This window comes from Bradyrhizobium sp. CB82 (assembly GCF_029714405.1).
Taxonomy (GTDB): Bacteria; Pseudomonadota; Alphaproteobacteria; order Rhizobiales; family Xanthobacteraceae; genus Bradyrhizobium.
This window is the reverse complement of record NZ_CP121650.1, coordinates 2,103,648-2,129,935: the sequence shown is the minus strand read 5'-3', so window position 1 is coordinate 2,129,935 and position 26,288 is coordinate 2,103,648. Positions and strand designations below refer to the sequence as shown.

Below are 26,288 nucleotides of genomic sequence, written 5' to 3'. Positions count from 1 at the left end.
CTACGTCGGGCCGACGTTGCCGGAATGAATGTTACGCGGCCCTCGTGACGTGGGCAACGGGGTTGATCGTCATGCGATTGTGGCGAGCTTGAAGGGCCGCACGCAAAACCGACAATTGCTTATGCGCCTTCAATCGTCGGAAGCCCTTGTTGGCCTCGATCATGCCGGCCGCGACCCATCGCAAGGCCATGCCGGCATCCCGCCAGCGTTTGACGTTGCGCGTGACGCGGCGAATGGTGCCCATCATGTTCTCGGCGATGTTGGTACAAGCGAGCGATCGACGAAGCTCCTTCGGCAGCTTCAACCGGACGACAGTCAGGATTTCGTCGAGGCCTTCGAGGATGCTGGCCGCTACGCCGGGCCATTGCTGGTCGAGTCGACGCGCGAGATTGCGGATCAATTTTTCAGCCTTGTCGGCGTCATCGAGCTCCCAGGCCTGGCGCAGCACCCGACGGGTGGCCGCATGATGCTCTTTCGGCAGGCGTTCCATGATGTTGCGCGCCTTGTGGATCTGGCAGCGCTGGATCGCAGCGGCCGAACCGAAGGTGCGGCGGATCGCCTTCGACAACGCCTTCGCGCCGTCGGCGATGAACAGTCTTGGCACCGTCGGGTCGAGCCCGCGCGAGACCAGGTTGTCCAGCAGGGCCTGAACCGTTGCGGCGTTCTCGGTCGCCCCTTCCACCAGCGCCAGCGGATGCTTGTTGCCTTCGCCGTCAACCCCGATCGCGGCCACCAGCACGAGATCGTCGCCGAGATGCAGCCCGTCGATTTGGACCACCAGAAGGTCGAGCGCGGACAGATCGGCAGCCATGAAGTCGGCCAGCCGCGCCGCCGACAGCGCTACGAACCTCCGCGAGGCCGCCGACTTCGAAACCCCGATCCGGGCGGTGCCGGCACGTCACCCTCGGGCAGCCGGACAGCGCGGCCGAACCGGCGCGTCGACACATTGATCAGCATCAGGTTCATCGCCCAGCGACCGAGCCAGTCCTCCTCCGCCGCCGTTTCCCAGCTCGGGATCGTGACCTCGCGGCCGTCCACGCCCCGGACCCGCGGGCGCTCGACCTCGATCTTGCCGCCGTGGAAGCCGATCCGTCCCCGCGTTCGGCCCCAACGGTGCGCCCGCCGCGCCGCGTCGCGACCGTGGCGCGGCCCGCAGGCCGCCGTGACATCCGCCTCCATCATCGTGCCGAGCGCCTCGATCCCTGCCGCAAGGCAGAACCGATCGAAGCTCGCCCGCACTTCTGCAAACGCTTCGTCCACAGCCCCGGTCGCCGGCCAACCAGCCGGTGTGATATCTCTCGTCATGGCGTTGCTCTCCTTTGTGGAATCAGCACCCCGAGCCTACCGGCTCAAGGTGGGCAACGCCGACCTCTTCAGAAATTCAACAGAACCCGGGACATCCCGTATTTTATAAGATACGAATGCCGCAGCAACAACTCAATGCCGTCATTTCTCACTCGATCTGGCTGCCAAACCACCGAGTCAACGGCGAGCTTGCGGGACCAGGGTCTTGCCCGGACGCGTACCTTGCTTTTGCGATAGCTTTCCACGATCTTCCAGCTGTGACTGGACACCACAGTTGGGATCACGACGAATTTGTGCTTGGCCAAGAGCACATCCCGAACGCCTGCTGGCCTGCGCCTGGGATTCCCGGTCGCAGCCAATTGGCGTTCGGAACGTCGACAGGGCGAACAATATGAACGTCAGACACGTCGACGATATGAAGCGCGGTCAGTACGTGCGGCAGAGTCTCGAGCGCTTTGAAGCCTTTGTGAACCGCCACTTCGAGTATCGCGGTAGCTGGAGCAAGCGCGCAATACACGACGCGAAGGCCTTTGCGTTCCACCGGCCGCCGACCTGGAATGCGCCTTCGCCACTATCCCAGATCGAGGCAAAGCGCGCCTGATCGAGGCGCAAAGCGATGAGCTTGCCGCCTCCCGATGGCTCTACAAAAGGCGTCATGCATAGACGCCGTATGCGAGCCGCGTGAGGTATTGCTCAACTAGCTCGATGCCCGCCGGAGTGGCAAGCAGGTCGATCGGACGACGCTGGTCAAGACCGATGGCCGGACGCTCGAGCCACTGCTCGGCTTCTTCCTGCGAACCGAACACGTCCGTGGCCTTGGCCAGGATTTCGGCAAACTTCCAGGTCCGCCCACTTTGCTCCTGGCTGAGCGGCTTGTCCGGAGCGTCCTTGCGTCGCTGAAAGGTGCGAAGGCTCATTCCGAAGGCTTTTTCCAGCGAGTCCGTTTGAATGAAGTTGAGGTGACTGGCGAAGTAGGTCAACGCAGAACCTGGCAGTCCGTCCAGCAGCAGTTCGTGGACGTCGAGAGCGCTTGTAATCCGGCGCGACAGGATGCGCGGCCCGCCGAGCAAATCGGCCACCTTCTGCAGATCATTGCCTGGCCCCTTTGGAGCCGGCTTCTCGGCTGCGGCAGTCATGGCAGCCCTCGCGTGACGTGTCACCTAGCATGTGCCACATGTCGCAATTAATCAAGCATAGCCCTCCAAGGTCTGGCGTTCGCCGCGATGAGGCTGTAGAGGGCGGCCGCACGCCGGCCGCCCTCATCTCATTCGGCAAGGCGGCCTTCACCGGGCTTCACCGGACGGATACGTTGAAAAGTCAGCTCTGGCTTTATGATGTCAACAACGCCAGCCATTAATACGGTGCGTAGCCATGGGGCAACTCACCCATCGACCGTTGCAAGATCCATCCAGCGCTCCTGCAGCAACTTCTTGCTACCACTCTCGCAGCGCCGCACCATCTGAGCCCAGCCCTTGAATGGTGCATTCCACGAAATCGTCTCGTTTGGACCCACTCGGCTCTGCACCATCGTCCCCGCGCACGCTGCAGCGCGCCGGGATAGGCAAGGACTATGACGACGACTTCAGCGAATCCGTATCGATCGGCAGGCTGCGCACACGCTTGCCGGTGGCGGCGAAGATCGCATTAGTCACTGCAGCACTGGCAATCGCTGTCGGAGCTTCACCGATGCCACCTGGAGCTTCTGCGTTCCTAATCAAGTGCGTCTCCACCACCGGCACTTCGTCGATGCGCATCGGCAGATAGTTATCGAAATTGCTCTGCTCGACGCGCCCATCCTTGAAAGTGATCGAGCCATGAAGCGCGGCGGTTAGCCCGAAAATCGTTCCACCCTGAACCTGTGCTTCGATCGTATCGGGATTGACGCACATGCCACAATCAACCGCACAGACGATCCGCTTGACCTTGACAGAACCGTCGGCCGCCACTTCGACCTCGGCGACCGCCGACAAGTAACTTCCGAAGGCGAATTGTACCGAAATCCCGCGGCCATTCCGGGCTGGAAGTTGCGATCCCCAGCCTGCTTTTTCCGCGGCAAGGGACAGAACAGCAAGCGCTCGCGGATTGTGACTAAGCAATTCTTTGCGATAAGCGACAGGATCCTGTTTCGCGGCATGCGAGAGCTCATCCATGAAGCTTTCGACTACAAAGACATTGTGAGTCGGTCCGACGCCGCGCCAGAAAGCAGTCCGAACACCAGGGGGTTCGACCCGGACATAGTCCACGTGGATATTGGGCAGCGCATAAGGCCCGACCGCGCATTCTACGGCATCGAGGTCTACTCCGTCCTTGAACCAAGAGGGAATATATCGAGCGGTAATCGAGGAGCCGGCGATCCGATGCGTCCAAGCGATTGGCTTGCCGGCCGCATCAAGCGCAGCCGATAGCCGATCGAAGTAGTACGGCCGATACATGTCGTGCTGGATGTCTTCCTCGCGGCTCCAGATCACCTTCACTGGGCCATCGACGTGCTTGGCGATCTTGACGGCCAGCACCGTGCCATCCGCCTCCAGCCGTCGGCCGAAGCCACCGCCAATCAGATGATTGTGAATCTTGATCGCATCCTTTGGCAGGCCGGTGAGTTCGACGACCAGAGACTGTGTGAGCGCCATCGCCTGCGTCCCAACCCAGATGTCGCAACGATGCTTCTGCAGATGAACGGTGCAATTCATCGGCTCCATCGCCGCGTGGGCGAGGAAAGGTACCTGATAAATGGCGTCAAGCCGTTGCGCCGCCTTCGCAAGAGTCTTCCCTGCATCGCCATCATTGCGGGCGACCGCGCCCGGCTTTTGGGATTCTTCCTCCAATTGTTTGACGATGTCGGTGTTGCTGATCTTGCCATTCGGCCCATCGTCCCACGTGATGGTGGCTGCCTTGAGCCCCTTCTTCGCCGCACCGAAGTGATCCGCCACCACAGCAACCGCTTCATCGATATTGATCACCTGTCGGACGCCCTTCACCGCCAGTGCTGCCTTCTCGTCCACGGTTTTCGCGTTGCCACCGAGTACGGGCGAAATAGCAACCGCCGCGACCTTCATTCCCGGCAATCGCGTGTCGATGCCGTAGAGCGCACGCCCATCGACCTTTATGGATGAATCCACGCGCTTGGCACGCGTGCCGATCAGGCGAAATCCTTTTGGATCCTTTAATTTCACGTTTGCCGCAGGCGGCACGGGCAATTTCGCCGCAGCCTTCGCTAGTGCGCCGTAGGTCAGATGCTTCGAGCCCGAGGCATTGAAAACTACGCCATCCTTGGCTCGGCAAGTCGCTGGATCGACATTCCAGCGCTTTGCGGCAGCCGCAATCAACAGATTGCGGCCCACCGCCCCTGCCTGACGTAGCGGCGTCCAGAAGGCACGTACAGAGGAGGAAGCACCTGTAGTTTGAATGTGCAGGAACGAGTTGGCGTAAAGCGTATCATTTGCCGGCGCATGCTGAACCTGAATTTGGTCAAGCTTCACTTCCAGTTCTTCAGCCAGAAGCATCGAGAGAGCAGTGTAAACCCCCTGTCCCATCTCGGCCATCGGTATGACCAGGGTCACGTCGCCGGTTGGATTGATCCGTATAAATCCATTCGGCGCGAACGCACCCGTGACCTCATCTTCGACCACCCGCGAAGCGGGTGCCGCGAAGACGGATACCTTGCTTGCACCGGTCAGCGCAAAACCAAGCAGCAAGCCTGCGCCCTGCAGAAGAGCGCGCCGCGACATCGCCGTTCCATCGACGATCTGCTCTCTCGTAATAGGCATGATGTCAAACTCCCGCAGCGTGTCTTATCGCAGCGCGGATGCGCTGATAGGTGCCGCATCGGCAGACGTTCCCCGACATGGCGGCGTCAATGTCGTTATCCGTCGGCTTCGGCGTGTCCTTCAGGAGCGCAGCCGCCGACATGATCTGGCCGGACTGACAGTAGCCGCACTGCGCCACCTCCAGCTCCAGCCATGCCTTCTGTAAGGCTGCACCCTGCGGCGCCTGGCCGATCGCCTCAATCGTGGTGACCGCGCTGTCGCCAACGCTGTCGACCAGTGTTTGGCAGGAGCGGACCGGCTGGCCGTCGACATGCACGGTGCAGGCGCCGCACAGCGCCTGGCCGCAGCCGAACTTGGTCCCGGTCATACCGAGCACATCGCGGAGCACCCACAGCAGTGGGGTGTCGCCGTCGACATCGACCTCATGGGGTTTGCCGTTGATCTTTAACGTGAAAACCATGGATACCTCGTGGTGGCTAGGGCTGATTAGACGGAGGCGGGCGACCCGGACCGCGCCGACCGACTGCATGCATCAAGGGGCACGGGTCCCTACGGACGAACGCCGATGATAGTCTTCCCCTTGCGTCGCTCGGTCCGGTTGAAAGAAGCGACGGCATCGTCGAGGGTCGCGATGTTGCCAATATTCGTCCGCAGTCGGCCGTCCCGTACTCGCTGGACGATCTCACGCAGTTGGGCACGATCGGACTCGACGACGAAATCGACTGCCAAGCCGTTGGCGGGCCGTTCCTCGCTTGGCCCGACGATTGAAACAAGGGTTCCTCCGGCTCGAACCAGCCGCGCCGACCGCTTTCCGATGTCGCCGCCGAAGACATCGAAAACCAGATCGATTTGGCCGACGTCTTCCAAAACATCGTTCTCGAGGTCGACGAACTCCTGAGCGCCGAAGTCGAGCACCTTCTGACGGTCGGCAGCGCGTCCGGTGCCGATGACGTAGGCGCCGGCCTCTCGCGCGAGCTGGGTCACCATCGAACCGACTACGCCAGCCGCGCCGTGCGCCAGGACGCTCTTCCCCGCCTGAAGGCGGCCGTGCTCGAACAGTCCCTGCCACGCGGTCAGGCCCGGCATCGGCAGGCTCGCGCCCACGGTGAAATCGACGTCGCCCGGGAGCGCCGCGAGGTTGCGAGCCTCGACCGCGACATACTCAGCCAGTGTGCCGTCGCGATACCAGTCCGTGAGGCCGAACACCCGCTGTCCCACCGACAGCCCCGTCGTGCCATAGCCGAGCGCGGTGACCACTCCGGCCAACTCGTGCCCAGGGATCGACGGTGTTCGGTCATGATCGAGGCGATCGGTCCAGGTTGGGGGCCACGTCAGCTCATCCCACGTGAAACCCGACGCACGAACCTGAACGACGACGTCGTTTATCGCTGCCTGTGGCTCGGGCTGCTCCACCAGCTTCATACCGGCCGTTCCCGCAGCCCGGTCCGTCACAATGATCGCCTTCATGGGAATTCTCTCCTCGGTCATTTGCCTCTTCGGCGGCGGCCGTTCTGGCTTCATCTCGATCGGCGTAACCGCAACTCACTCCGCCGCGGCGGCCATCGCGTGGGTCGGCTTGCCCTCATCCTTTCCTTCCGCGAGGTTGCGCACGACCATGTAGAAGATCGGCGTGAAGATTAGGCCGAACAGCGTAACTCCGAGCATACCGAAGAACACGGCCACGCCGACGGCCTGGCGCATCTCCGATCCGGGTCCGGTGGAGACGACGAGCGGCAGCACGCCGAGGATGAAGGCGAACGAGGTCATCAGGATCGGCCGCAGTCGCAACCGGCAGGCCTCGATCACCGCCTCCAGGCGCGGTTTGCCCTCAAGCTCGATGTCCCGCGCGAACTCGACGATCAGGATCGCGTTTTTGGCCGCAAGTCCCACCAGCACCACGAAGCCGATCTGGGTCAGGATGTTAATGTCCTCGCCCATGATGCGCACGCCGATGGTGGCCGCGAAGAGGCACATCGGCACGATCAGGATCACCGCGAGTGGTAGCGTCCAACTGCCGTACTGCGCCGCCAGCACCAGATAGACGAACAGCACACAGATCGGGAACACATAGAGCCCGGCATTGCCACCCGTCACCTGTTGATAGGACAGATCGGTCCATTCGAAAGAAAAACCGCTCGGTAATGTTTTGTCGGCCAATAGCTTGATGGTGTTGAGCGCGGTCTTCGAGCTCACGCCTGGCGCCGGCTCGCCCTGCAGCTCGGATGCTGAGTAGAGATTGTAGCGCGCGACACGATCGGGCCCGGAGATATCCTTGAAGTCCACTACGCTCCCCAGCATAACCATGTCACCGGCCGCGTTGCGGGTACGCAGCCGCGCCAAATCAGAGGCCTCTCTTCGGAATGGCAGATCTGCCTGCGCGGTGACATGATAGGTGCGCCCAAACAGGTTGAAATCGTTGACATAGGTCGAACCGAAGTAGGTTTGGATCGTATCGTTAATGCTGGCGATGGGAACACCGAGCTTCTGCGCCCTCACGCGATCGATGTCGACGAATAGCTGCGGCGTATTCGCCGTGAACGGCGAGAACACCGACGTTAGGTTTGGCGACTTCCGCGCGGCGGCCACGAGTTCGTCCGTGGCAGCTCCGAGCAACTCGGGACCGCGCCCCTGTCGATCCTGGATGCGGATGGCGAAGCCGCCGCCGGTGCCGATGCCTGGCACCGCAGGCGGTGGGATGACGATGATGAAGGCGCCCTGGATCGCCGACAGCCGCTTTCGCAGATCCGCAGTGATCACGCTGGCAGTCAGGCCCTTCCTAACTCGCGCCTCGGGGTCGTCGAAGACGGGGAACAGTGCCGCGGCGTTGCCCGCCTGCGTGCGGGTCGCGCCGGAGAAGCCAGCAAACGCCGCGACACGGATGATCCCTGGCGTATCCAGCGCAATTCGCTCGATTTCCCGCACCACCGCGGTGGTCCGCACCAGCGACGCGGCGCCCGGCAATTGCACCGAGATGATCAGATAACCACGATCCTGCGCCGGGATGAAGCCCTGAGAAGTGGTGGCGAGCAGCCAGCCAGCGCCGCCGATCAGCGCGAGGTAGATTGCCAGCATCACCACCGTGTGTCGGATCACGAAGGCGGTGGCGGCCGCGTAGCCATGCGCTAGGCGCTCGAAGATGCAATTGAAAAGCGCGGTGAAGCCGTCCCAACCCCGTGCAACGATGTTCCAGCGCGCCGTTGGACGATTCTGCTCATGCCGAGTAAGAATTCGGGAGGCCAGTGCTGGCGACAGCGTTAGCGAACAGAAGCAAGAGATCGCGGTCGCGACCGCGATTGTGACGGCGAATTGCTGGAAGAATCGCCCGGAAATGCCGCCGAGGAACGCGGTCGGCACGAACACCGCGCAGAGCACGAGGGCGATCGAGACCAGCGCGCCGCCGACCTCCTCCATCGTCTTGAGAGCCGCCTCGCGCCGGCTCATACCTGCCTGGAGATGTCGCTCGACATTCTCCACAACCACGATGGCATCGTCTACCACGATGCCGACCGCAAGTACGAGGCCGAACAGCGTAAGGTTATTGATGCCGAAGCCGAGCACAGCCATCGCTGCAAATGTGCCGACCAGCGACACCGGGATCGCAACAATTGGAATGATCGCAGGCCGCCAACCTTGAAGGAACGCCAGCACCACGATGACCACGAGCGCCATCGCCTCGTAAATCGTCTTGATTAGCTCATGAACCGACTGGGCGATAAATTCGGTCGGATTGTAGCCGATGTTGTAATCGAGCCCCTTTGGGAAGCTCGCCTTGAGCTGCACCATCGTGTCGGAGATATGTTTCGCGGTGGCGAGCGCGTTCGATCCGGGCCGCTGCGTCACCACCATCGCAACGGCTGACTTTCGTAGTATGAAGCTGTTGGTAGTGTAGGCCAGCGCGCCAAGCTCGATCCGCGCAACGTCGCGCAGCCGTACGGTACGGCCGTCGGAACCAGCCTTCACCACGATGTCCTCGAATTGCCTGATATCCTTGAGGCGCCCAGTGAAGACCAGGTTCGGCTGGAATGCGCGATCCGCAATCGGTGGCTCTGCGATCTGGCCGCCCGCGATCTGCAGGTTTTGGGCCCGGACCGCGGCAATGACGTCGCTAGAGGTCATACCGAGATTGGCGATCCGGTCAGGATCGAGCCACAACCGCATCGAATAGTCGCGCGCGCCAAACATCTGGATGTCGCCAATGCCATCGAGCCGCAGAAGCTGGTCGCGCACCTGCAACAGCGTATAATTCGATATGTAGAGCTGGTCGAAGCTATCGTCGGGCGACAGCATGAACACGACCATCAGGATGTCGGGTGAGTTCTTACGGGTGACTACTCCGTTGCGCTGCACCTCCTCCGGCAGCCGCGGCTGCGCGATCGCGACGCGGTTCTGCACCAGCACTTGGGCCTTGTCGAGATCGGTGCCAAGCTTGAAAGTCACGGTTATCGTGAGCTGGCCGTTGGAGGTCGCCTGGCTGTACAAGTACAGCATGTCCTCGACCCCATTGATCTCCTGCTCGATGGGAGCTGCAACCGTATCGGACACAGTCTGTGCCGAGGCGCCGGGGTATTGCGTGGTGACCGTAACCGTAGGCGGCACTACCTGCGGATATTCAGAGACGGGCAGCGTCTGGTACGCGATCGCGCCCACAATCAAGAGCACGATCGACAGCACCATCGCCAGAATGGGCTGATTGACGGAAAGACGTCCGAGATTCATGACTTACTGCCGCTGATCTCGACGCTGCGCGGGCTCACCTTAGCGCCAACGCGTGCTCGCTGGAGGCCGTCGATGATGACACGATCCTCCGGCTTCAGGCCTGTGCGAACAACGCGCAGTCCTTGATCCAACGGACCGAGTTCAACCGCACGCGCTTCCACAGTGTTGTCATCCTTGACCACGAACACGATCTTGCGCGACTGATCGGTCGCGATCGCTACATCTGGCAAAAGAAGCGCCTCATAGGGCGAGGAGCCAATTAGCCGCACGCGGCCGAACTGGCCGGGCAGGATGGATAGATCGTGGTTCGGGATGATCGCGCGGCTGCGAAGCGTGCCGGTGGAGACGTCGAGCCGATTGTCGATGAAATCCATATGGCCGTCGTGCGATGGTTTGGTCTCGCCGGTCAGCGCCACCTGCACTGGATTAGGCGTATCGCGTGAGCTCGGCCGCTTACCCTCAAACCACAGTTTGTTGTTCTTAAGATAGGTCGCCTCGTCAACGTCGAAATATACGTACATTGGGTCCATTGAAACAATCGTGGTAAGTAGCGTCGAGCCGCCGTTGTCGCTCCCCTGCACGAGGTTGCCGACGCTCACAAAATGACGGCTGACGCGGCCGGTTATCGGTGCCACCACATGCGTGAATTCGACATTAAGCTGGGCGGCCTTTAGCGCGCCTTCGGCAATAGTCTCAGCGGCGTGAGCGGCCTCCAATGCCGCGCGACGCTGGTCGACGACTTGCTCGGAGACAGCACTGGTCTTTACGAGGGTGAGCCCGCGCTCAAGCTCGCGCTTGGCCAGCTCTGTCTTGGCGCGCGCATCGGCAAGCTGACCGTCCGCTTGCGTCGCCACCGCCTCGAACGGGCGCGGGTCGATGATGTAGAGCAGATCGCCGGCGTGCACCATGTCGCCGTCTTTGAACTCGACACTGGTGACAAAGCCGCCGACGCGGGCACGGACTTGCACCTCCTGGATCGCTTCGAACCTGCCGGTGAACTCGTCCCAGTCGGTGACGGTGCGTTTGACCGGTTGCGCCACCGTAACGGACGGCGGAGGCGCGGCCACCTGCGACTGCGCCTTCTCGTTGCAGCCAGCGAGCGCAAGCGCAAACAGCATACAGATCGATGCGCCGACGCATCGGCGAAAGCGACGGAACAGACGTCGGATGAACCGGATCGCCACAGCCATTTCGTCAGCCGCACTCACTTCCGGCTCTCCCAAACGAGCTAGAACGCCGCATTGACTGAGACAGGTATCTTGCGGCCTTGCGAAGTTTGCGGTCATGTTCGATCGATACAAAGGCAATTACCGCACGAGCGGCAGCAATGTCTTGGAAGTAGATAACTTGGCTGACGGCACCGCCAAGAGACGCGACAGCCTCAATTGCGCCGCTGCATTGCATGTCGACTCTCCAATAGCATCGTGTTCCGCGTGTCGGTTCAGCGTTGAACGTTACGACACGAAGATGCTTTAGAGAGTGACCCTGCAGCACGGCGAAGGGAAATTACAATTCGACATCGACTTGATAAACGATGGTTATTGCTGCTTTCCGATTAGCATGATTATGTAGTCGGAATGCACGACCACACCGCACGCTGAGCCCGGCGCTTCGTTTCAGCAAAGACTCCTGAGCCGCGTTGAGGCGCAAGGAACGGCGTCACGACACGCACACCGTTGCCGCGACTTCGGTCGCGAGCTCGAAGAGACGCTCATCAGTAACCTGCGCGAGCGACACGCACTACGAACAGTAAAGGTGAGCCATTCATGATGCGCATGAATAACTCAAATACATTTTAGCCGGCTAGCGGCTCATAGGCGAATTGGGCAGCTTGTGTGCTAAGATCCGCCGTTCTATCAGGACATTACTTGCCTTCGGCGGAAGCTTCGACTGACGCCACCTTCTCTTGCTATGACACCGGTCGAACATTCAAAAGCACAATGAAGACGGTGATTGATCGAAAGAGACACTCCACCCGGCAATGAACGATTGATCGGAACACCGATGCGCGACGCAGACAATACTCGAAGCCCGCCTATCTCGGAAGTCGTCTCGAACCCGGTTTCTTAACCGTGACTCTGTAGGGTGGATGATGGACGCAATTGTTCACGGGCAAAATCGCAGTAGGCGTCTCGAGAAGCGCGATGGCTATGTCGCTCTTGCGCCGGCGGCGGCGGCGATTTGTTATCCATTTCTGCTCAATGCTTTCCATGCTATCGTCGGCACGCAAGCCGCAAGCCTGCCACCCGTCGCAATCGCCTGCGCGACCAGTGTTTTGGTCGTTGCGTTCGTGGTGCCGTTCCTCGGGATCGCTCTAGCTTGTCGACCAACGTCCGATCCCGGTTCAAGACGCCTCGCCTATGCGAGCGTTGTGTCGCCGACGCTCTATGTTTTTCTCGGCGTTGTGCAAGCCCTAATCAAGAGCCCTATTCCCGATGAGGTCATCTGGTGCGCGATCTGGCTCGCAATCGCGAAATGGTCGCAGTCTGCAAGAGGTCCGGCTGAATCAGCTGAGCCTGTGGTCGGAGGTTGGCGGGTTGTCCATGGAGTAACGGCCGTGGTCCTGAGCCTATATGTGGTGTTTCATCTAGCGAACCATCTGTTCGGCTTGATAGGTCCTGATGCGCACGCCGCAGTGATGAAGATCGGACGCGTGGTTTATCGCTCTGCCGTAGGTGAACCCTTGTTGGTTGCAACCATGCTTTTCCAGATAGGGACCGGCCTCCTTCTGGCGTGGCGGTGGAGCGCCTCGGCGCATGACTTCCAGAGGACCTATCAGGTCGCTTCGGGCGCCTATCTCTCAGTCTTCATTCTCGGCCACATGAATTCGGTCTTCGTCTACGCACGAAGCTTTCTCGGCATACCCACGGATTGGAACTTCGCGATCGGAGCTCCGACTGGGCTCATTCATGACGCTTGGAACATCCGTCTGCTCCCTCACTACGCGCTCGGAGTCTTCTTTGTCTTGAGCCACCTCGCTTCAGGATTAAGGGTGGTGCTGATCGCACACGGTGTCGATCAACGTACTGCCGGTCGACTTTGGGGTGTCTGCATCGCTATAAGCGCCGTCGTAGCATCAGCGATAATCGCCGGAATGTCTGGAATCAGAATTGGTGCATTCGCTTCGTGAGTTTCGACCACAAAATTGCCTGGCATGCGCCTTTTTCAGCGAGGCCCGTGGAAACCATACGTCTCATCGTGTGGCGCTGCCAAGCTATGACTACGATCCGGCGATCGCCGATGGGACCTGACGGAGAAGTCCCGACCCGCTTCCGTTTACGCTCCATCGCCCAGGTCATCGGCACTTGCGGTGCTGCAGCTACCCTATAACCAATCTAAGGCGTACTATCGCATTCTCCTACTGACGAGACTACCCGCTTCGGAAGATGGTGAAGAAGGGCAGTCGGTGGCATTTTCATTAACTGCCGGAAGGCAAACGAGAACGCGGCAACGCTGCTGAAGCCGACATCTGCCGCGACGCGCGAGATTGAACGCCCGACCGAGAGTTGATCGATCGCAAAAGCAATTCTTGCTCTTCGGACTAGCTAGGCCGAGATCATAGCACGATCTTTTGTTTGGTTGCAGGAATGACCTTCGCCCTGATGGGACCTGCTAGAGCAACGTTCGCCAACTTAGATAGCTTCCAAAACCGGAATGCCAGCACTTCGTCGAAAGTGTTGCCGTTATCTGACTAAGTGAGCCGCTGCAGACGTCGTGGCGGAACCCTAACCAACCACGCAAAACTTTCCTGAATCATGTCCCCGGCCAAGCGCCATCCAGACACGTGCGCCATCCATCGATCTCCCAGCTAATCCCCCGCTGCTTTGCTGCTTTCAATTTTTTGCCAAAGATTTGAGGTGGCGGACAAAACCGAGCACATCGTCAGGCATCAGACGGCCGATCGCGCGGGTCGAATAGACGGCCGTCACCACTTGGCCTTCCGGGTTCAGGACGAAGCCGGTTGCCTGGAGACAGACGGGATCGTCATTAACGAAGGCGCCGGTCACCGCGGAAACCGCTCGCGCGTCAGCACCGTAAGCGACGGGGAAACCGATTTTGTGCTTTTCGACGAGCATTTCCGACTTTTCCCGGTCGTCTACCGATACCGAGACGACCTTGATGCCTTCACCGACGAATTTGTCTGCCGCTCGCGCGAAAGCAGCGAGCTGAGCGTTGCAGTACGGGCACCAGGAGCCACGATGGAATAAAACCACGCCGAACCAACCTGCAAGATCGGCAGGCAGGCTGATTTTTCCGCCCCCGACGCGAGCGAAAGTAAGAGATGGAAAGGTGTCGCCGTTTTGCAGCATCATAATCGGCCTCACTGTTTGAACCGCAAGGCGCTCAAATCGCCCGCGGCTTCCTCAAGAACGGCCCCGCATCCGGTGACCAGGTCTCTTCGCTGATCCCATCTCCGGAAGGCGCGCCGATTCGATGAGGTCGTTGCTTCGCATTATCGAGCCGCCTAGCTTCTCAAGCCGACATTGTATGTCGGTCGCAGGATCGAATTATACGACGTTAGCTCGGAGATTGACCAAAGGACGTCGGCAACGCAAAATTGATTGTCGCCATAAAATCAATAAACGATAGTTATAGTCACTCGCGCAGTGCGCCCCGGCCGCGTCTGCAGAAACCCGCCGCCTCGGCAATCGATCAACGTCCCAGCCTGCGGCAAACGGCCGCCTATCCCCTCCTGGACTGACATTGCATGGCGCCAATGACGTCATGTGTAGCGTTGACGTGGCACACCTAATTCTCCAGGTGCGTGCGGCACGCGGGCTCCTCTCGCGTCGGACCTCATCAGCACAATGGACGCGTTGGAATGGAAACAATAACAGTCAGACATTTTCCCGTGAGGTGACGTCAGCTTAGCATCGCTCAAGCGAGCCCAACGTTCCACCACGAGTTTCAGATAAGATTTGAAATAGCCAGTCTCGTGACGACCTCTTCCCGCCCGTTATAACGGATACGATCGTGATTTTCCTATCGAGGATCATCATCTTTCCGACTTGTTGCTCAAAAGGACAAAGCCCATGAAGATCCAAACCATTATCGTCCTCAGCGCCGCTCTCGCCTTCTCGATGACCGGCCCTATTTGCGCCCATGATAGCGGGGCGGAAACCGTCACGAAGAACTTCGAGGCGGCTATTCCCAATATCCCTGGCAAGTCGCTGATTGCTGTGGAAGTCGATTACGCACCGGGCGCGGCCTCTCCGCCCCACACCCACGCGAACTCTGCTTTTGTCTATGCATATGTGATCTCCGGCGCGATCGAGTCGAAGGTAAATGATAGCGAGACGCGCATCTATCGGGCCGGCGAGAGCTGGTCTGAATCTCCGGGTTCGCTTCACTCGATCAGCCGCAACGCGAGCAAGACCGAGCCGGCGAAGCTGCTCGCCCTGTTCGTCCTTGACACCAATGACAGCCCGCTCACCACTCCTACCAACTGACGCTTCAGACGCAGTGAGCAACGAACGTCCTCAAGGAGCTAACGATAGACGAGTACAATGCGTTCACTCGGTTCGCCGGGCCTGCACCGCATCGAACGGATCTTAGCCACGCTCGCTAGCACATTCTACGACAAGCCAACTGCCCGCGCCGTCGGGGCTGTTTGCGGCAGGATCGGCAACCCCAACGCAGATCTTCACGCGCTACGATTGCGCAAACTACTTGCGCGACGTCGAACAAACGAGCCTCAATGTCGCTAGACTTGATTGGGTAATCGGCAATTCGGCGACTCAAATTGCACCAGCTAACAACGGCGGTCGAGGGCGACCTCGGCTTCCTGCAGGAGGCACGGACTTTGGCATCATCTACCGTATTTGTGTCAGTGCGCTGTCGCGACGAACTCCCGTCAGTTGGAGCGGCAGCGCATGAGATTCAGTGAATTTTGCAAGCAAACATCGCCAATTTCAGAGGGAATACGGCTCTCCGCGGTACTCGGACTGATCATTCATGCGCCGGGAATCATCGACTGAAACACTTCATCACGCAGATAAAAGTAGTGGAAGAGGGCCGCGGCCGTATGCGCGCCGGCAACCCAGAGGATGGCGTTACCTAGCGTGGCATGTATTTCCATCATCAGATGACCCAGACCATGCGCTTTCGTGATCTGCGGAGCGATGTCGAATCCGGGAAGAGTGACGGGAATCCCCTCAAGCCAGGTACCAACCACGGCCGTTGTTGGAATCGCAATGAGGAACACATAAAGCACGAAGTGGACGAGCTGCGCGATCAGGGTCATCCATCGCGGCATCGACTGCTTCGCTGGCGCGCTGTCGATCAGCCTCCATACCAACCGCAGTACGACGACACTGAAAACAAGAACTCCGAGCGTCTCGTGAATCCTCCGAAGCCCGTCCGCGGAGGCGGAATAGAGCGAGTAGCCATCGCCACTGCTCAGCACATAAGCGACAAGAACCAGCACGACCGTCAGCCAATGGAACAATCGGGCGCCGACGCCGTAGCGAGAAGAAGTGGTGCGCAAGCGATTACCTAACTTGGAAATTCACCACCGCGGCTTCGCCTCTGGCTCCGGGCCGCGTCACCCTGAAGGTGATTTCGACGAGCTGTTCAGTAAAGGCCAGTCTCGCCACACCGACCAGGTTGCTGGCGCATCGAGGCGTGCCGCACGCCTCCCAGCGCACGTTGCCCGCCGCGGCGAATGCGGCGACGACGAGGACATGAAGCCTCTCCCGAACCGCGGTGTCCAGCGTTGCTCCGAAGCGCGCTGAACTGTTGACGGCATTGGCGTCGGTCGCTCGCATCTGTCGTTCCATCATCGAAACCTCCGCCAGCCGACCGAATTCATCGAGAAGCAGGCGCTATCAGGTTGCCATTTTCTTGCCGGCTGAGTTGGCCAGAGACATGGATCGCATCACCGACCTCAAACTGTTGTCTTTCATATCGACCCTCGTTGCTTTTCACGCTGGTCGCGTCTCGTTGGCGGCATTTAGTATTTGAATGACGACGGTTGAAGAATGACCCTGCAACTGCGCCGAGTGAAATCACCTTTCGCCATAGAGTCGATAGACGATCGTTATTGCCGCCTCCGCGGTGTGACGACGCCATAGCGTGGAATGCCTGCAGGCGCATATCCAAGCGACTGGCGCTCGCGCCTTTGGACAAATCGAGTTTTGCTCGTTCCATAGCGACGCCCGCTTACCCTTGTCGCAACCTAGGCGATCAGCTCTCTGGAGATGCGACGGGTGGCATTCCTCACTACGACGCTGTTGGTGGGCGATAACGATCGTATATCGACTCTATATCGAAAGGTGATTTCCCTTGGCGGCCTTGCAAGCTCATTCTCCAACGCGTCGTCATACCGCAGCTTTCAAATGACGTCACCAACACGCGATCAGATCGAGAAGCCAGGAGGCTCGATATGCAAAGCAACGGCGTAAACCCGGCTTCAGTAAGTGGTAAAGCCGCCGATTTCGGCGAACCATGGGAAGATGGCTACCGGTACGTAACGGCAGACAGGATCGGCGAAACGATCCATGTTTCCGACCAGCTCAGCTACAAAAATAAGGACAAAGTGATCGCGCCGGATTCTCCCGATAACGCCGGCCCGGTTGCAATGCCGCTGACGTCACGCTTTTGGTGCGCCTCAGGGCAACGCTGAACAACGTCGTCGAGGAGACGGATGATGTCCGATAGCGCTGCAGCCATTCCACTTCGCGCGCTCCCTCCGGATGACCGTGTTTTGGCACGGGTGCTCGCGGCGTACGTGGCCTCGGCAACAATCTGGCTTGTATTCGCCACGGCCGTGGGGCTCCTCGTCAGCTTCAAATTCGCTTACCCGGATTTCGCGACCACGCCAGCGCTGTCGTTCGGTCGGCTGCGCGCGATACACACCAGCGGAACGTTTTATGCCTGGGCGAGCCAGGCGCTGATTGGGCTTGCGCTGTTTGTCGCCGCGCGCAGTTCTGGCGCAAGGCTCTACAGCGAGCGCCTCGCATGGATCAGTCTTGCGCTCCTCAATGTCGCCGCCGTGCTGGGCACGGTCACACTCGATCTCGGCTTCACCTACGGCCAGGAGTATCGCGAATGGCTGTGGTGGATTCGCGCAATCCTTGGACTCGGCTTGATCACCGCGGTCTGGAATATGATCGCCACTGTCGAGCGCCGGGATGACGAGCATATCTATATTTCTAACTGGTATACTATCGGGGGCACGCTGTGGACGATTGTTATGGTCGTGGTGTCGATGTTGCCCTGGTATCAGTACGGACTGGGTCAGGTCGCGGTACAAGCCTTCTTCATGCATAACGCCGTCGGACTATGGTTCACGCCTCTATCGCTCGGAGTGTCCTACTATGCGCTGCCGAAGCTCTTGAACCGGCCGATCTATTCATATTCTCTCGGCGTCTTTGCATTTTGGACCAATCTCATCTTCTATCCGATCATCGGAGCTCATCATTTTGAATTCAGTCCACTACCATGGTGGCTGCAGACTACGGCCATCGTCTTCAGTGTGGCCATGCTGGTTCCAGTGCTGAGCGGCACCGCAAACTTCCTTCTCACCTTCCGGGGGACTCACGAATGGATATATCGCTCGCCCGCGGTTTTCATCCTCGTCGGCGTCTACGGCTATATACTGGGTTCGACACAAGGCACATTCGAGGCGTTTCGCTCCCTGCAGCAGCTTTGGCATCTGACCAATTACACGGTAGGGCACTCGCACCTGACGATGTATGGCTTCGTCACTTTCGCGATCTGGGGCGGCATCTATGCGCTGTTGCCGCGCGCCACTGGCAAGTACCCCTACAACCTGACCATGGGCATACATTTCTGGCTGTCCGCCGTCGGCGTTGTCATATACGTTGCGGCGCTATCGGCCGCCGGCACCGTTCAGGGGCTCGATTGGTTTCGAGGACTCACCTTCATCCAGTCGGTCGAAGATGCCGCGCCATACTGGCTGTGGCGCTCCGTCGGCGGCTCGCTGATGTTCGCCGGCCATCTTGTCTTCGCTTTCAACGTCTGGACAATGACCTACGGTAGGTCCTGCACCAAGCTTGCGGCAGCCAAGACGGTGCCGGCATGAACAGGACATTGGCCATTTCTGGCGGTTCAACGCTGATCTACACTGGATTAGCGATTCTTATGGGCGTGCTGCCGGGGATCTGGCTGTCGAAGGTGCCACCGACGCCGGGCCTTAAGCCACTAACCTCGATTGAGGCGCGGGGTCGAGATGTCTATGTCTCCGAAGGCTGCTTCTATTGCCATACCCAGCAAGTACGCCCGCTCTCTGGAGATAAGCCGTTTGGCCGCCCGTCTGCGCCGGGCGATTATGCCTACCAGACTACGGAATTACTAGGTTCGGAGCGCACTGGTCCAGACTTGAGCAATATCGGCGCGCGGCAGTCGAGTAGCATATGGCAGTACATTCATCTCTATCAACCGCGAGCAGTTGTGCCTCAATCGATCATGCCGGCCTTCCCCTGGCTGTTCAAGATTGTGGACAAACTACCTCCGGGAGAGAAAGCGGTGCCATTGCCGCCCCAGTTCGCGCCAGGCGGGACCGTCATCCCCAACGAGGACGGCAAGGCGCTCGTAGCCTATTTGTTGTCCCTGAAGCAGCCCCCGCTCGTTCCGACGCAGTCCCGCGCCGCGACTGAGAGTCCTTCGAGCGGGTCCCTGGGGTTTGACGCCACCAAGGGTGCCGCATTGTTCGCCGACAACTGCGCATCCTGCCATGGTGCGGAAGGCAAGGGTGTGCCGGGAACGTTTCCGCCGCTCGCCGGAGATCCGGTGGTTAACGACGCCGATCCCACGGCACATATTGGCGCTGTGCTGCACGGACTTGGCGGGCGGGTAATCAATGGCCAGAGCTATGAAGCGCAAATGCCGGCGTTTGCCGATCAATTGTCTGATCAGCAGATTGCTGACATCATCAATTACGAGCGATCCTCGTGGGGCAATCGTGGTGCCTTAATCAGTGCGGCTGATGTCGTCGCGGCTCGCGCCAACGAACCACTGCAGAAGCAGGCAACGACGCCGAAACAGGTCTCGCCGGTAACGCCCCCGGCACCGACGTTCGATGCTGCGGAAGGATCGAAGCTCTTCGCCGACAACTGCGGCGTCTGCCACGGCGCCGAGGGCAAAGGCGTTCCTGGCACATTTCCGCCGCTTGCAGGCGATCCGGTCGTTAATGCCACGGACCCTGCCGAACATATCACCACCATGCTGCGCGGCCTTAGCGGTAAGGCAATCGACGGCCAGAAGTACGAAGTAGAGATGCCGCCGTTCGCTGACCGACTGTCTGATCAGCAGATCGCCGATATCATCAATCACGAGCGCACGTCATGGGGTAACCACGGGCCGTTGGTGACGCCTGCCGAGATCACGAAGCTCCGTGCTGAAAAATAGGAGGCGACGATGACCGATACGATTACCACCTGGATTCTCTCGGCGCTTGGCTACCTCTGCACTGCGCCGTCGATCGCTGGTGGCGCTGGCGGTCCTAGTCTTGGCGGACCACTACTCGGCAACGCGCTGGTGGCGGGCGGGGCCGGGCTCGTGACACTTAGCTGCATCGTGGCGGCGGTGTGGATGCTGGTCGCCCCCGGCGAACGGGATCCCTATCATCCAAAATATCGCGTCCTGCATGCCGACCGTTAGAGGATTGCAACACGTGTCCGATCCGCGCATCCGCATCTATCTCGACGAAGCGACCGATCCCGTCACCGATCAGCGGCCACCGGCGCAGATAGCGCTCGACACCAAGAGCCTTGCCGACGGCGAACACGGCCTGCGCATCGAAGCCCAGGACGCCACTGGCCAAGTCGGCGTCCGACGCCTTCGGTTCCAGGTCCGCAATGGGCCCGGGATCACACTCAGCGGGCTCGGTGATGGGGCCGTCGTTCACGGTACGCTGCGCTTCATGGTCAACGCCTTTGGAGCCGAAGAACCATTCGAGCCGCACCGGGCAGAATCGCCCTCGCCAATCCCTGTTTGGGTTTGGGTGCTAAGCCTGCTGATCGTTGCTTGGACCGCCTGGTATGTCGCGACGCTTTGGAACGTTCCCGCGAACTACGCCAAAACCCCGACCTATTCCACGTCAATGAATCCATTCAAATAGCGCGCCGCTAGAAAAGCGCGCTTAACAATGAGGGGCTTCGCCCCAGCATCAGGGATCAAGCTCACATGCCACGCACCATAGTCAACAAGCACGGCTTCCCCGGCGTCAGGAAGCGGTCGGACTGTGCTAGGCGGCGAAAACCCTACTATGCACGCATCAGCAATGGTTGCGAAAACTTCATCTATAGCAAGAACTTCGCGACGGCCGAGGAGGCCGCTGCGGAATATCAGCGAATGAGGGCTGAAAAGTCATCGCCCCTATCGTCGAAGGATTGCCGGTGAGCATCCTGCCCGAAGTGACCACCCCGGCGCCACCGATCCATCCGGATTTCCGCGACTCCGAGCGAATATGCGCGTTCACGACACAGTGCGTGGAGGCGACTAGAAAGCGACGCGATCCAATCGAGCGGCTTCGGCTCTTGATCATGGAGACTCCCCCTTGGCTTGGCATAATGACCACAGGATTTTTCGATCACCGTTCCTACCTTTATCGCTTCGTTATGAACACAAGTGACGGCAGCCCAGATGACGCCTTACAGGTCGATCCCTTCGACTTGGAAGGATGCAGGGAATCAATCGATGCACTCGTATCTAAACGCTCAAATTCCATTCTCGTCGAACCGGCATCCTCGTTCTCGACTTGGTCCAGCAACTTTCGAAGTTGCGATCCTAGGCTGCTATCCGTTTCGGGCGGCGTGAACTGATGAAATACGGACCGAGGAAAGATGCTCACGCACCAGAGTTCTGTCGTGCGGCTGAAACGAGCAGGTGCCGACCTTATTGCTACTTACGCAGCGCTAGAAGTCGGCGCGCTACACAACAATCAGAGTCTTGATCATGGAAATTCGCCTCGGCACCAGGCGAAGTGATTTGGCCCGCCGGCAAGCCAGTCACGTCGCCGATCTTATTCATGGCGTCGAGCCGGCCGCCGAGGTAAGACTCGTTTTCACAAGTTCGGTTGGCGATAGAGATCAACGGTCGTCCTTTCAACAGTTTGGCGGCCTCGGAGCATTCACGAAGGAGAGCGAAGACGCGCTTACGCGCAAAAAAGTTGACTTGGTCGTTCACTCTCTCAAGGATCTTCCGACCAGATTGCAGCCCGGTTTGGTATTGGCGGCCGTTCCCAAGAGAGCGGATCCTCGTGACGCAATTTGTGGCGTTACACTAGATCAGCTACGACCGGGGCTGCGCGTCGGCACTGGATCAATTCGCCGCAAAGCGCAACTTCTCGCTCTTTGCGGTGGTTTGGATGTTCGACCCATCCGTGGAAACGTTTATCCAAGGCTTTGTAAGGCAAAGAACCGAGAGGGAATAGACGCTACTCTTTTGGCAGCGGCGGGGTTGTCACGGCTAGGATTGCTACTTGAGGCCTCACAGATTCTAGACTCGAATGTTTTCCCGTATGCAGTCGGCCAAGGCGCCCTCGCGGTCGAAGCTCGCGAAGAAGATACGGCACTCATAGCACTGCTTCAAAAGATTGAAGATCGGAAATCGCGTACCGAAGTAGACGCAGAGCGCGCATTGATGAGAAGTCTCGATGCGGGTTGCAGCTTACCGCTCGGGGTTTCTGTCAGATGGGTCGCCGGGACATTAACGCTTCGAGGACAGGTGACTCATCCAGATGGCCACACGAAGATTGCTGATGAATGCGTCGGTACGGCCGATCAAGCCGACGCAATAGGCACACGTCTAGGAGACAAACTTCTTCAGCGAGGTGCGGAGGAGATATTGAAGGCTGTGCCTCGCATCATGGAAGAGCAAAGGCCAATCTGAATTCGATACCTGGCGTGACGAAGGACTTCGGTCTTTGGTCACCGCATGCGATTTCGGCGCGACCAGTTGCAAAGCCTGAAACCTGGCCCACCACCGAAACGCAAGGCTGGCGGCCGCGTTAGCTGCCCAGCGCGCGCAAGCACTCCTCCGCAATTCGTGCCGGCGCGTTGCGGCGCTGACGCTGAAGATAGTCTTCGTTAGGGCACCAGCGGCCTGCTTTTCAAGTGGACATATGCGCGTTGGTTCAAAGGAGCGCTTGGAACACGGCGACCTCAATTCGGCTCCCCGAGCACGAAAGTGAAGGGCACAACGAAGAGCTCATCGCCCTGATCATCGCTGACATGCAGAACCCAGTCACGCCAATCCTCGAGGCTGCGCTCTTTGGTGAGGGACTGCACGATGCGGTTCGCATGATCCCGCGCTTCAGCAAGATCATCCACGACGGCGCCGCGGCGATCGACGAAAACCTTCTTGGTGTTCGCGCAGTGGAAATATACGTGCGTCATTTCGACTCCTTCAAATGCGACGGTTCGCCGCGATAACTCTGCGTTGCTGGTGTCCTCGACGGCGGAATACCAGGAGGTCACGACCAAATGCCCCTAAGTTTCACGCCTGCGATGTGGAAGAGGCCGACCGCCTCGTCGCAGGTGGAATCATCTCCTTTCACGGTCAGGCATAAGCGGCGGCAAGCTACGATGATTTCATGCCGGAGCTCTGCGGCACATCTCCGATAAGCTCCTGACGCGAAGCTCCCCAGAGCAGGCCAGTCCCGACGACGGCAGAAAGACCCGAGGCGGCGAAAACAGCGATTTTTGCGGCCGAGAAGTCGGTGGCGCTTGGAAACGCCTGTCCGGCGATGAAGAGCGACATCGTGAAGCCAATGCCAGCGAGGGCTCCCGCCCCGCCCAGCTGCCGCCACGTGTATTCGGCCGGCTTGACGGCTATGCCTGTGCGCACTGCCGCTGCGGCCGCGAGGAAGACGCCGAGCGGTTTTCCTATAGCGAGACCAGCGACGATCGCAGCCGTGAGACGGCCATGGCCAGCGAGGACGCCTGGGTTGATCGTCACTCCGGCATTCGCCAATGCGAAGATAGGGAGGACGGCGTAGCTCGATCGCGCGCCGGCGTGTCGTAGCAGTCGATCGGCGGGCGATTCAATCCTATCGTAGATTGCGTCGAGCGCCTGCAGGGCTGGAGTGGAGGGGCCGCGCCTGAGAACTTCGCCCTCATGCCGAGCCTCGGACGCGATGATGGTGCTCGCCTGCGTCATCAGGGCGGCCAGATTGGCGGGCGGTCGCGTCGGAATGAACAAGGCAAGTAACACGCCGGCCAATGTAGCGTGGAGACCGCCCGCGTATACGAAGGCCCACAGCGCAGCGCCCATCAGGATGTAGGGCGAGAGATGGTACACCCCAGATCGGCTCAGCAGCACTAGCGCAACTACAACCATCGCCGCAGCAGCAAGGTAGGCCAGATGGATTTTGCCGGAGTAAAACACGGCGACGACGACGATCGCACCGATGTCGTCAACGATGGCCGCCGCGGTGAGGAAGATACGCAGCTCGACGGGGACGCGGGAGCCCATCACTGCAATCAAGGCAATCGCGAACGCGGTGTCGGTCGCCATCGGAACGCCCCACCCGTACGACCACGGCCCCGCGGGGAGAACCAGCGAATACAGACACGCCGGCACAACCATGCCGCCGAGCGCGGCCGCGATCGGAAGCGCCGCGGACCGACGGCTTGCGAGGTGTCCGACTGTCATCTCGCGCTTCACTTCCAATCCCACAACGAGGAAGAACAGCGTCAGCAGCCCGTCGTTGACCCAATGGAGGATGGACATCCGAAAGGCTGCGCTGCCCAAGCTCACGCCGAACTCCCAGCGCCAGAGCGCCTCGAATGCCGGCCCGATCGGCGAGTTCGTCAAGACAATCGCCGCCACAGTAGCGACGACGAGCATAATGCCGGCGGACGGGCCCCAGCTCGCGAAGTCTAGGGCAGCCGTACGGACGCGGTGGCCAAGCGTGCCAAGCATTGCATCAACGAGAGAACTTTCGTCCCAGGGTCCGTCGTAGCGCCGGCGGTTAATGTAAAATGTCGGCGTGAATCTCACGCCGCTCGCGCGTGCACTCGCGATGTCCGACTCCACCCTCGCCTTCGCGCGCCGAACCGCGTCGCTATCGCGAAGCGTGGGGTTGGCATGCACACCTAGGTCAGCGGCCACCGCCGAAAGGTCGTCCTCTGTGAGCTGCATCGACCTCGTCATCAGCTTGATGTGCGCGGACCAGAACGTCTCTGGCGTCTGAGCAAGCTCAGCGAGCTCCGCAGCACGGAAGGAAAGACTGTTGTCCGTGAGCGGCCTGTGGCGGAAGGCATAGCAAACGCGGTCGCCAAGTTGATCGCGCGCCTGCGCGATGCGCTCGTTGGCAGCCCTGCAGTGCGGACAGGCGTAGCTGCCGTACTCAACTAGCGAGATCTCGGCATCGGCGAGGCCGAGCACGTGCTCTGTCTTGTGATCGACTGCACGATCGAGGCGGCCGGGCGGGATCATAAGCTTCATCGCTGAATGGAGCCCAAGTGTTCGCGCGCCATTCTCACAGTGGGCCGCTCGCCAGCAGCGACCGCGGTTCGCGCATCGAACAGATTGGTATGGCACAAGACGTCCGACACCTCGCCGTTGGATCCGACGACTGGGATCTCCATACATCTCGACGCAATGCAGCCGGTATCGTCATCGCGCACGCAACTCACACTTGTGCTGAACGCACGCTCCAATCCGTTCGCAACACTCGCCGCCTCCAAGAGCACCACGGCATTCTCCAACGGCGGGTGTTCGACAGAGCGGGGCAAGGAAATGCGGGCCGTCTCTTCGATGTGCATGTCGGACCTCTTATGATCGTCCAACGGAAGGCCGACTTTGGCCGCAGCCGCGAGCGGGCGATGACTGATTAAGATTGGGTCAGGGACGGTGGAAAAGAAAATCACCTCTCGCCATGAAGTCGATAGCCAGCCGTTATCGGAACGGCTCAAAAGTAGTGCGTCACGTGCTGCGGGCCGGAGCGGAACTCTCGGCTGGCGCGAAGAGGTGTTCACGCGCTCATACTTTCGGCGGAAGGATTATTATGCGCGGCTCAGCCGATCTCTCGGCAAAAACACTGGTGCCGCGAGCGCGGTCGTAAAGCCCAAGCGCCCGTACACCCCGCCGCAATCGGAGCTGCGAGTAAACCGTGACCCAGAGCATTGCAGGAAGACCGGCCCCTCACCTCGCCGTCCCCCACCGCATCGATGCGGAGAGAAGAACGCCTGTCGCTCTGAAGGCACACGGCCCGACACGGCTTTGCGCTTTCTACCTGGTGCGGTGCCAGCCACTCGCACGGGTTTCCAACACTCGAGGCGTCGGTTTAAGCAAGCTCCGCGCACCGACGACGTCGAGGGCGCGGCCGTCCCGACCGGGTTCGAGGGTACCCACCATCAATCCGCGCAAAACCAAACGTCGCTATGGCGCCGGGGTCCCTCCGGCCACAAGAGCCCGTCGTCCACCGGCGTCCTTTACCACGACGGAAACTTTGGTTCTTCGAATGCATATCACGCGAAGTCGGTGCCATGACGCTCTAGCCCATGAGTTCGCCGCGCCATGGGTGGTACA

21 protein-coding genes and 3 pseudogenes are annotated in these 26,288 nt (G+C 59.9%); 9 read left to right on the top strand and 15 right to left on the bottom strand.

The annotated features are described in order from the left end of the window. Positions 1-31: 31 nt before the first annotated feature. The 3 genes and pseudogenes from QA640_RS10350 to QA640_RS10340 all read right to left on the bottom strand — a co-directional run bounded on the left by QA640_RS10350 (position 32) and on the right by QA640_RS10340 (position 2,441). A pseudogene (locus QA640_RS10350) lies at positions 32-1,305 on the bottom strand (IS256 family transposase). 242 nt (positions 1,306-1,547) lie between these two features. Beyond that, positions 1,548-1,962 (bottom strand): annotated as a pseudogene (locus QA640_RS10345) (RES domain-containing protein); the annotation flags it as partial. Further along, the gene (locus QA640_RS10340; protein ID WP_283040562.1) at positions 1,959-2,441 is read right to left on the bottom strand and encodes an antitoxin Xre/MbcA/ParS toxin-binding domain-containing protein; all 483 of its coding nucleotides are present in this window, start codon (positions 2,439-2,441) and stop codon (positions 1,959-1,961) included. The pseudogene QA640_RS10345 and the gene QA640_RS10340, both read right to left, overlap by 4 nt. A 38-nt stretch (positions 2,442-2,479) precedes the next feature. On the opposite strand from QA640_RS10340, the gene QA640_RS10335 reads away from it, so the two are divergent. Continuing rightward, a complete protein-coding gene (locus QA640_RS10335) occupies positions 2,480-2,662 on the top strand; it encodes a hypothetical protein (RefSeq protein ID WP_283040561.1) in 183 nt (60 codons plus the stop codon). Between the two features lie 211 nt (positions 2,663-2,873). Here the strand turns inward: QA640_RS10335 and QA640_RS10330 are convergent, their stop codons facing one another. The 5 genes from QA640_RS10330 to QA640_RS10310 form a co-directional block, all read right to left on the bottom strand. Further along, the gene (locus tag QA640_RS10330; RefSeq protein WP_283040560.1) at positions 2,874-5,072 is read right to left on the bottom strand and encodes a xanthine dehydrogenase family protein molybdopterin-binding subunit; all 2,199 of its coding nucleotides are present in this window, start codon (positions 5,070-5,072) and stop codon (positions 2,874-2,876) included. 4 nt (positions 5,073-5,076) lie between these two features. Continuing rightward, a complete protein-coding gene (locus QA640_RS10325; protein ID WP_283040559.1) occupies positions 5,077-5,532 on the bottom strand; it encodes a (2Fe-2S)-binding protein in 456 nt (151 codons plus the stop codon). Between the two features lie 89 nt (positions 5,533-5,621). Beyond that, entirely contained in the window at positions 5,622-6,539 is a 918-nt protein-coding gene (locus QA640_RS10320) for an NADP-dependent oxidoreductase (protein WP_283040558.1), read from the bottom strand. 75 nt (positions 6,540-6,614) lie between these two features. Then, on the bottom strand, positions 6,615-9,788 hold the full coding sequence (locus QA640_RS10315; RefSeq protein WP_283040557.1) for a multidrug efflux RND transporter permease subunit: 3,174 nt from the start codon (positions 9,786-9,788) through the stop codon (positions 6,615-6,617). Continuing rightward, positions 9,785-10,906 carry an efflux RND transporter periplasmic adaptor subunit gene (locus QA640_RS10310; RefSeq protein ID WP_283042760.1) on the bottom strand — a complete coding sequence of 374 codons (1,122 nt, stop codon included), beginning with the start codon at positions 10,904-10,906 and terminating at the stop codon, positions 9,785-9,787. Before QA640_RS10310 ends, QA640_RS10315 begins: the two co-directional genes overlap by 4 nt. 971 nt (positions 10,907-11,877) lie before the next feature. Here QA640_RS10310 and QA640_RS10305 point away from each other — a divergent pair. After that, positions 11,878-12,918, top strand: coding sequence for a hypothetical protein (locus QA640_RS10305; RefSeq protein ID WP_245473817.1), 1,041 nt, complete (start codon positions 11,878-11,880; stop codon positions 12,916-12,918). 205 nt (positions 12,919-13,123) lie between these two features. On the opposite strand, the pseudogene QA640_RS10300 reads toward QA640_RS10305, so the two are convergent. Beyond that, positions 13,124-13,318 (bottom strand): annotated as a pseudogene (locus QA640_RS10300) (helix-turn-helix domain-containing protein); the annotation flags it as partial. Positions 13,319-13,621: 303 nt separating this feature from the next. Continuing rightward, positions 13,622-14,101, bottom strand: a complete 480-nt coding sequence (locus tag QA640_RS10295; RefSeq protein WP_283040556.1) for a redoxin domain-containing protein — start codon at positions 14,099-14,101, stop codon at positions 13,622-13,624. 720 nt (positions 14,102-14,821) lie between these two features. On the opposite strand from QA640_RS10295, the gene QA640_RS10290 reads away from it, so the two are divergent. After that, on the top strand, positions 14,822-15,238 hold the full coding sequence (locus QA640_RS10290) for a cupin domain-containing protein (protein ID WP_283040555.1): 417 nt from the start codon (positions 14,822-14,824) through the stop codon (positions 15,236-15,238). Between the two features lie 503 nt (positions 15,239-15,741). On the opposite strand, the gene QA640_RS10285 is transcribed toward QA640_RS10290, so the two are convergent. After that, on the bottom strand, positions 15,742-16,275 hold the full coding sequence (locus tag QA640_RS10285; RefSeq protein ID WP_283040554.1) for a cytochrome b/b6 domain-containing protein: 534 nt from the start codon (positions 16,273-16,275) through the stop codon (positions 15,742-15,744). A 4-nt stretch (positions 16,276-16,279) separates the two neighbouring features. After that, positions 16,280-16,570 carry a hypothetical protein gene (locus tag QA640_RS10280; protein WP_283040553.1) on the bottom strand — a complete coding sequence of 97 codons (291 nt, stop codon included), beginning with the start codon at positions 16,568-16,570 and terminating at the stop codon, positions 16,280-16,282. A gap of 602 nt (positions 16,571-17,172) precedes the next feature. On the opposite strand from QA640_RS10280, the gene QA640_RS10275 reads away from it, so the two are divergent. The 6 genes from QA640_RS10275 (at position 17,173) to hemC (ending at position 22,643) form a co-directional block, all read left to right on the top strand. Beyond that, on the top strand, positions 17,173-17,412 hold the full coding sequence (locus tag QA640_RS10275) for a hypothetical protein (RefSeq protein WP_283040552.1): 240 nt from the start codon (positions 17,173-17,175) through the stop codon (positions 17,410-17,412). A 24-nt stretch (positions 17,413-17,436) separates the two neighbouring features. After that, entirely contained in the window at positions 17,437-18,834 is a 1,398-nt protein-coding gene (locus tag QA640_RS10270) for a cbb3-type cytochrome c oxidase subunit I (RefSeq protein WP_283040551.1), read from the top strand. Further along, entirely contained in the window at positions 18,831-20,159 is a 1,329-nt protein-coding gene (locus QA640_RS10265) for a c-type cytochrome (protein ID WP_283040550.1), read from the top strand. Before QA640_RS10270 ends, QA640_RS10265 begins: the two co-directional genes overlap by 4 nt. 9 nt (positions 20,160-20,168) lie before the next feature. Continuing rightward, positions 20,169-20,411, top strand: a complete 243-nt coding sequence (locus tag QA640_RS10260; protein ID WP_283040549.1) for a hypothetical protein — start codon at positions 20,169-20,171, stop codon at positions 20,409-20,411. A gap of 13 nt (positions 20,412-20,424) precedes the next feature. Further along, complete coding sequence (locus QA640_RS10255) at positions 20,425-20,871, top strand: cytochrome C (protein ID WP_128935392.1); 447 nt, start codon at positions 20,425-20,427, stop codon at positions 20,869-20,871. Positions 20,872-21,707: 836 nt separating this feature from the next. Continuing rightward, complete coding sequence (gene hemC, locus QA640_RS10250; RefSeq protein WP_283040548.1) at positions 21,708-22,643, top strand: hydroxymethylbilane synthase; 936 nt, start codon at positions 21,708-21,710, stop codon at positions 22,641-22,643. Positions 22,644-22,915: 272 nt separating this feature from the next. On the opposite strand, the gene QA640_RS10245 is transcribed toward hemC, so the two are convergent. The 3 genes from QA640_RS10245 to QA640_RS10235 form a co-directional block, all read right to left on the bottom strand. Beyond that, complete coding sequence (locus QA640_RS10245; protein ID WP_128937522.1) at positions 22,916-23,149, bottom strand: hypothetical protein; 234 nt, start codon at positions 23,147-23,149, stop codon at positions 22,916-22,918. Between the two features lie 184 nt (positions 23,150-23,333). Next, positions 23,334-25,202 carry a Na+/H+ antiporter NhaA gene (gene nhaA, locus QA640_RS10240; protein ID WP_283040547.1) on the bottom strand — a complete coding sequence of 623 codons (1,869 nt, stop codon included), beginning with the start codon at positions 25,200-25,202 and terminating at the stop codon, positions 23,334-23,336. After that, the gene (locus QA640_RS10235) at positions 25,199-25,522 is read right to left on the bottom strand and encodes a hypothetical protein (protein WP_283040546.1); all 324 of its coding nucleotides are present in this window, start codon (positions 25,520-25,522) and stop codon (positions 25,199-25,201) included. Before QA640_RS10235 ends, nhaA begins: the two co-directional genes overlap by 4 nt. Positions 25,523-26,288: the final 766 nt, after the last annotated feature.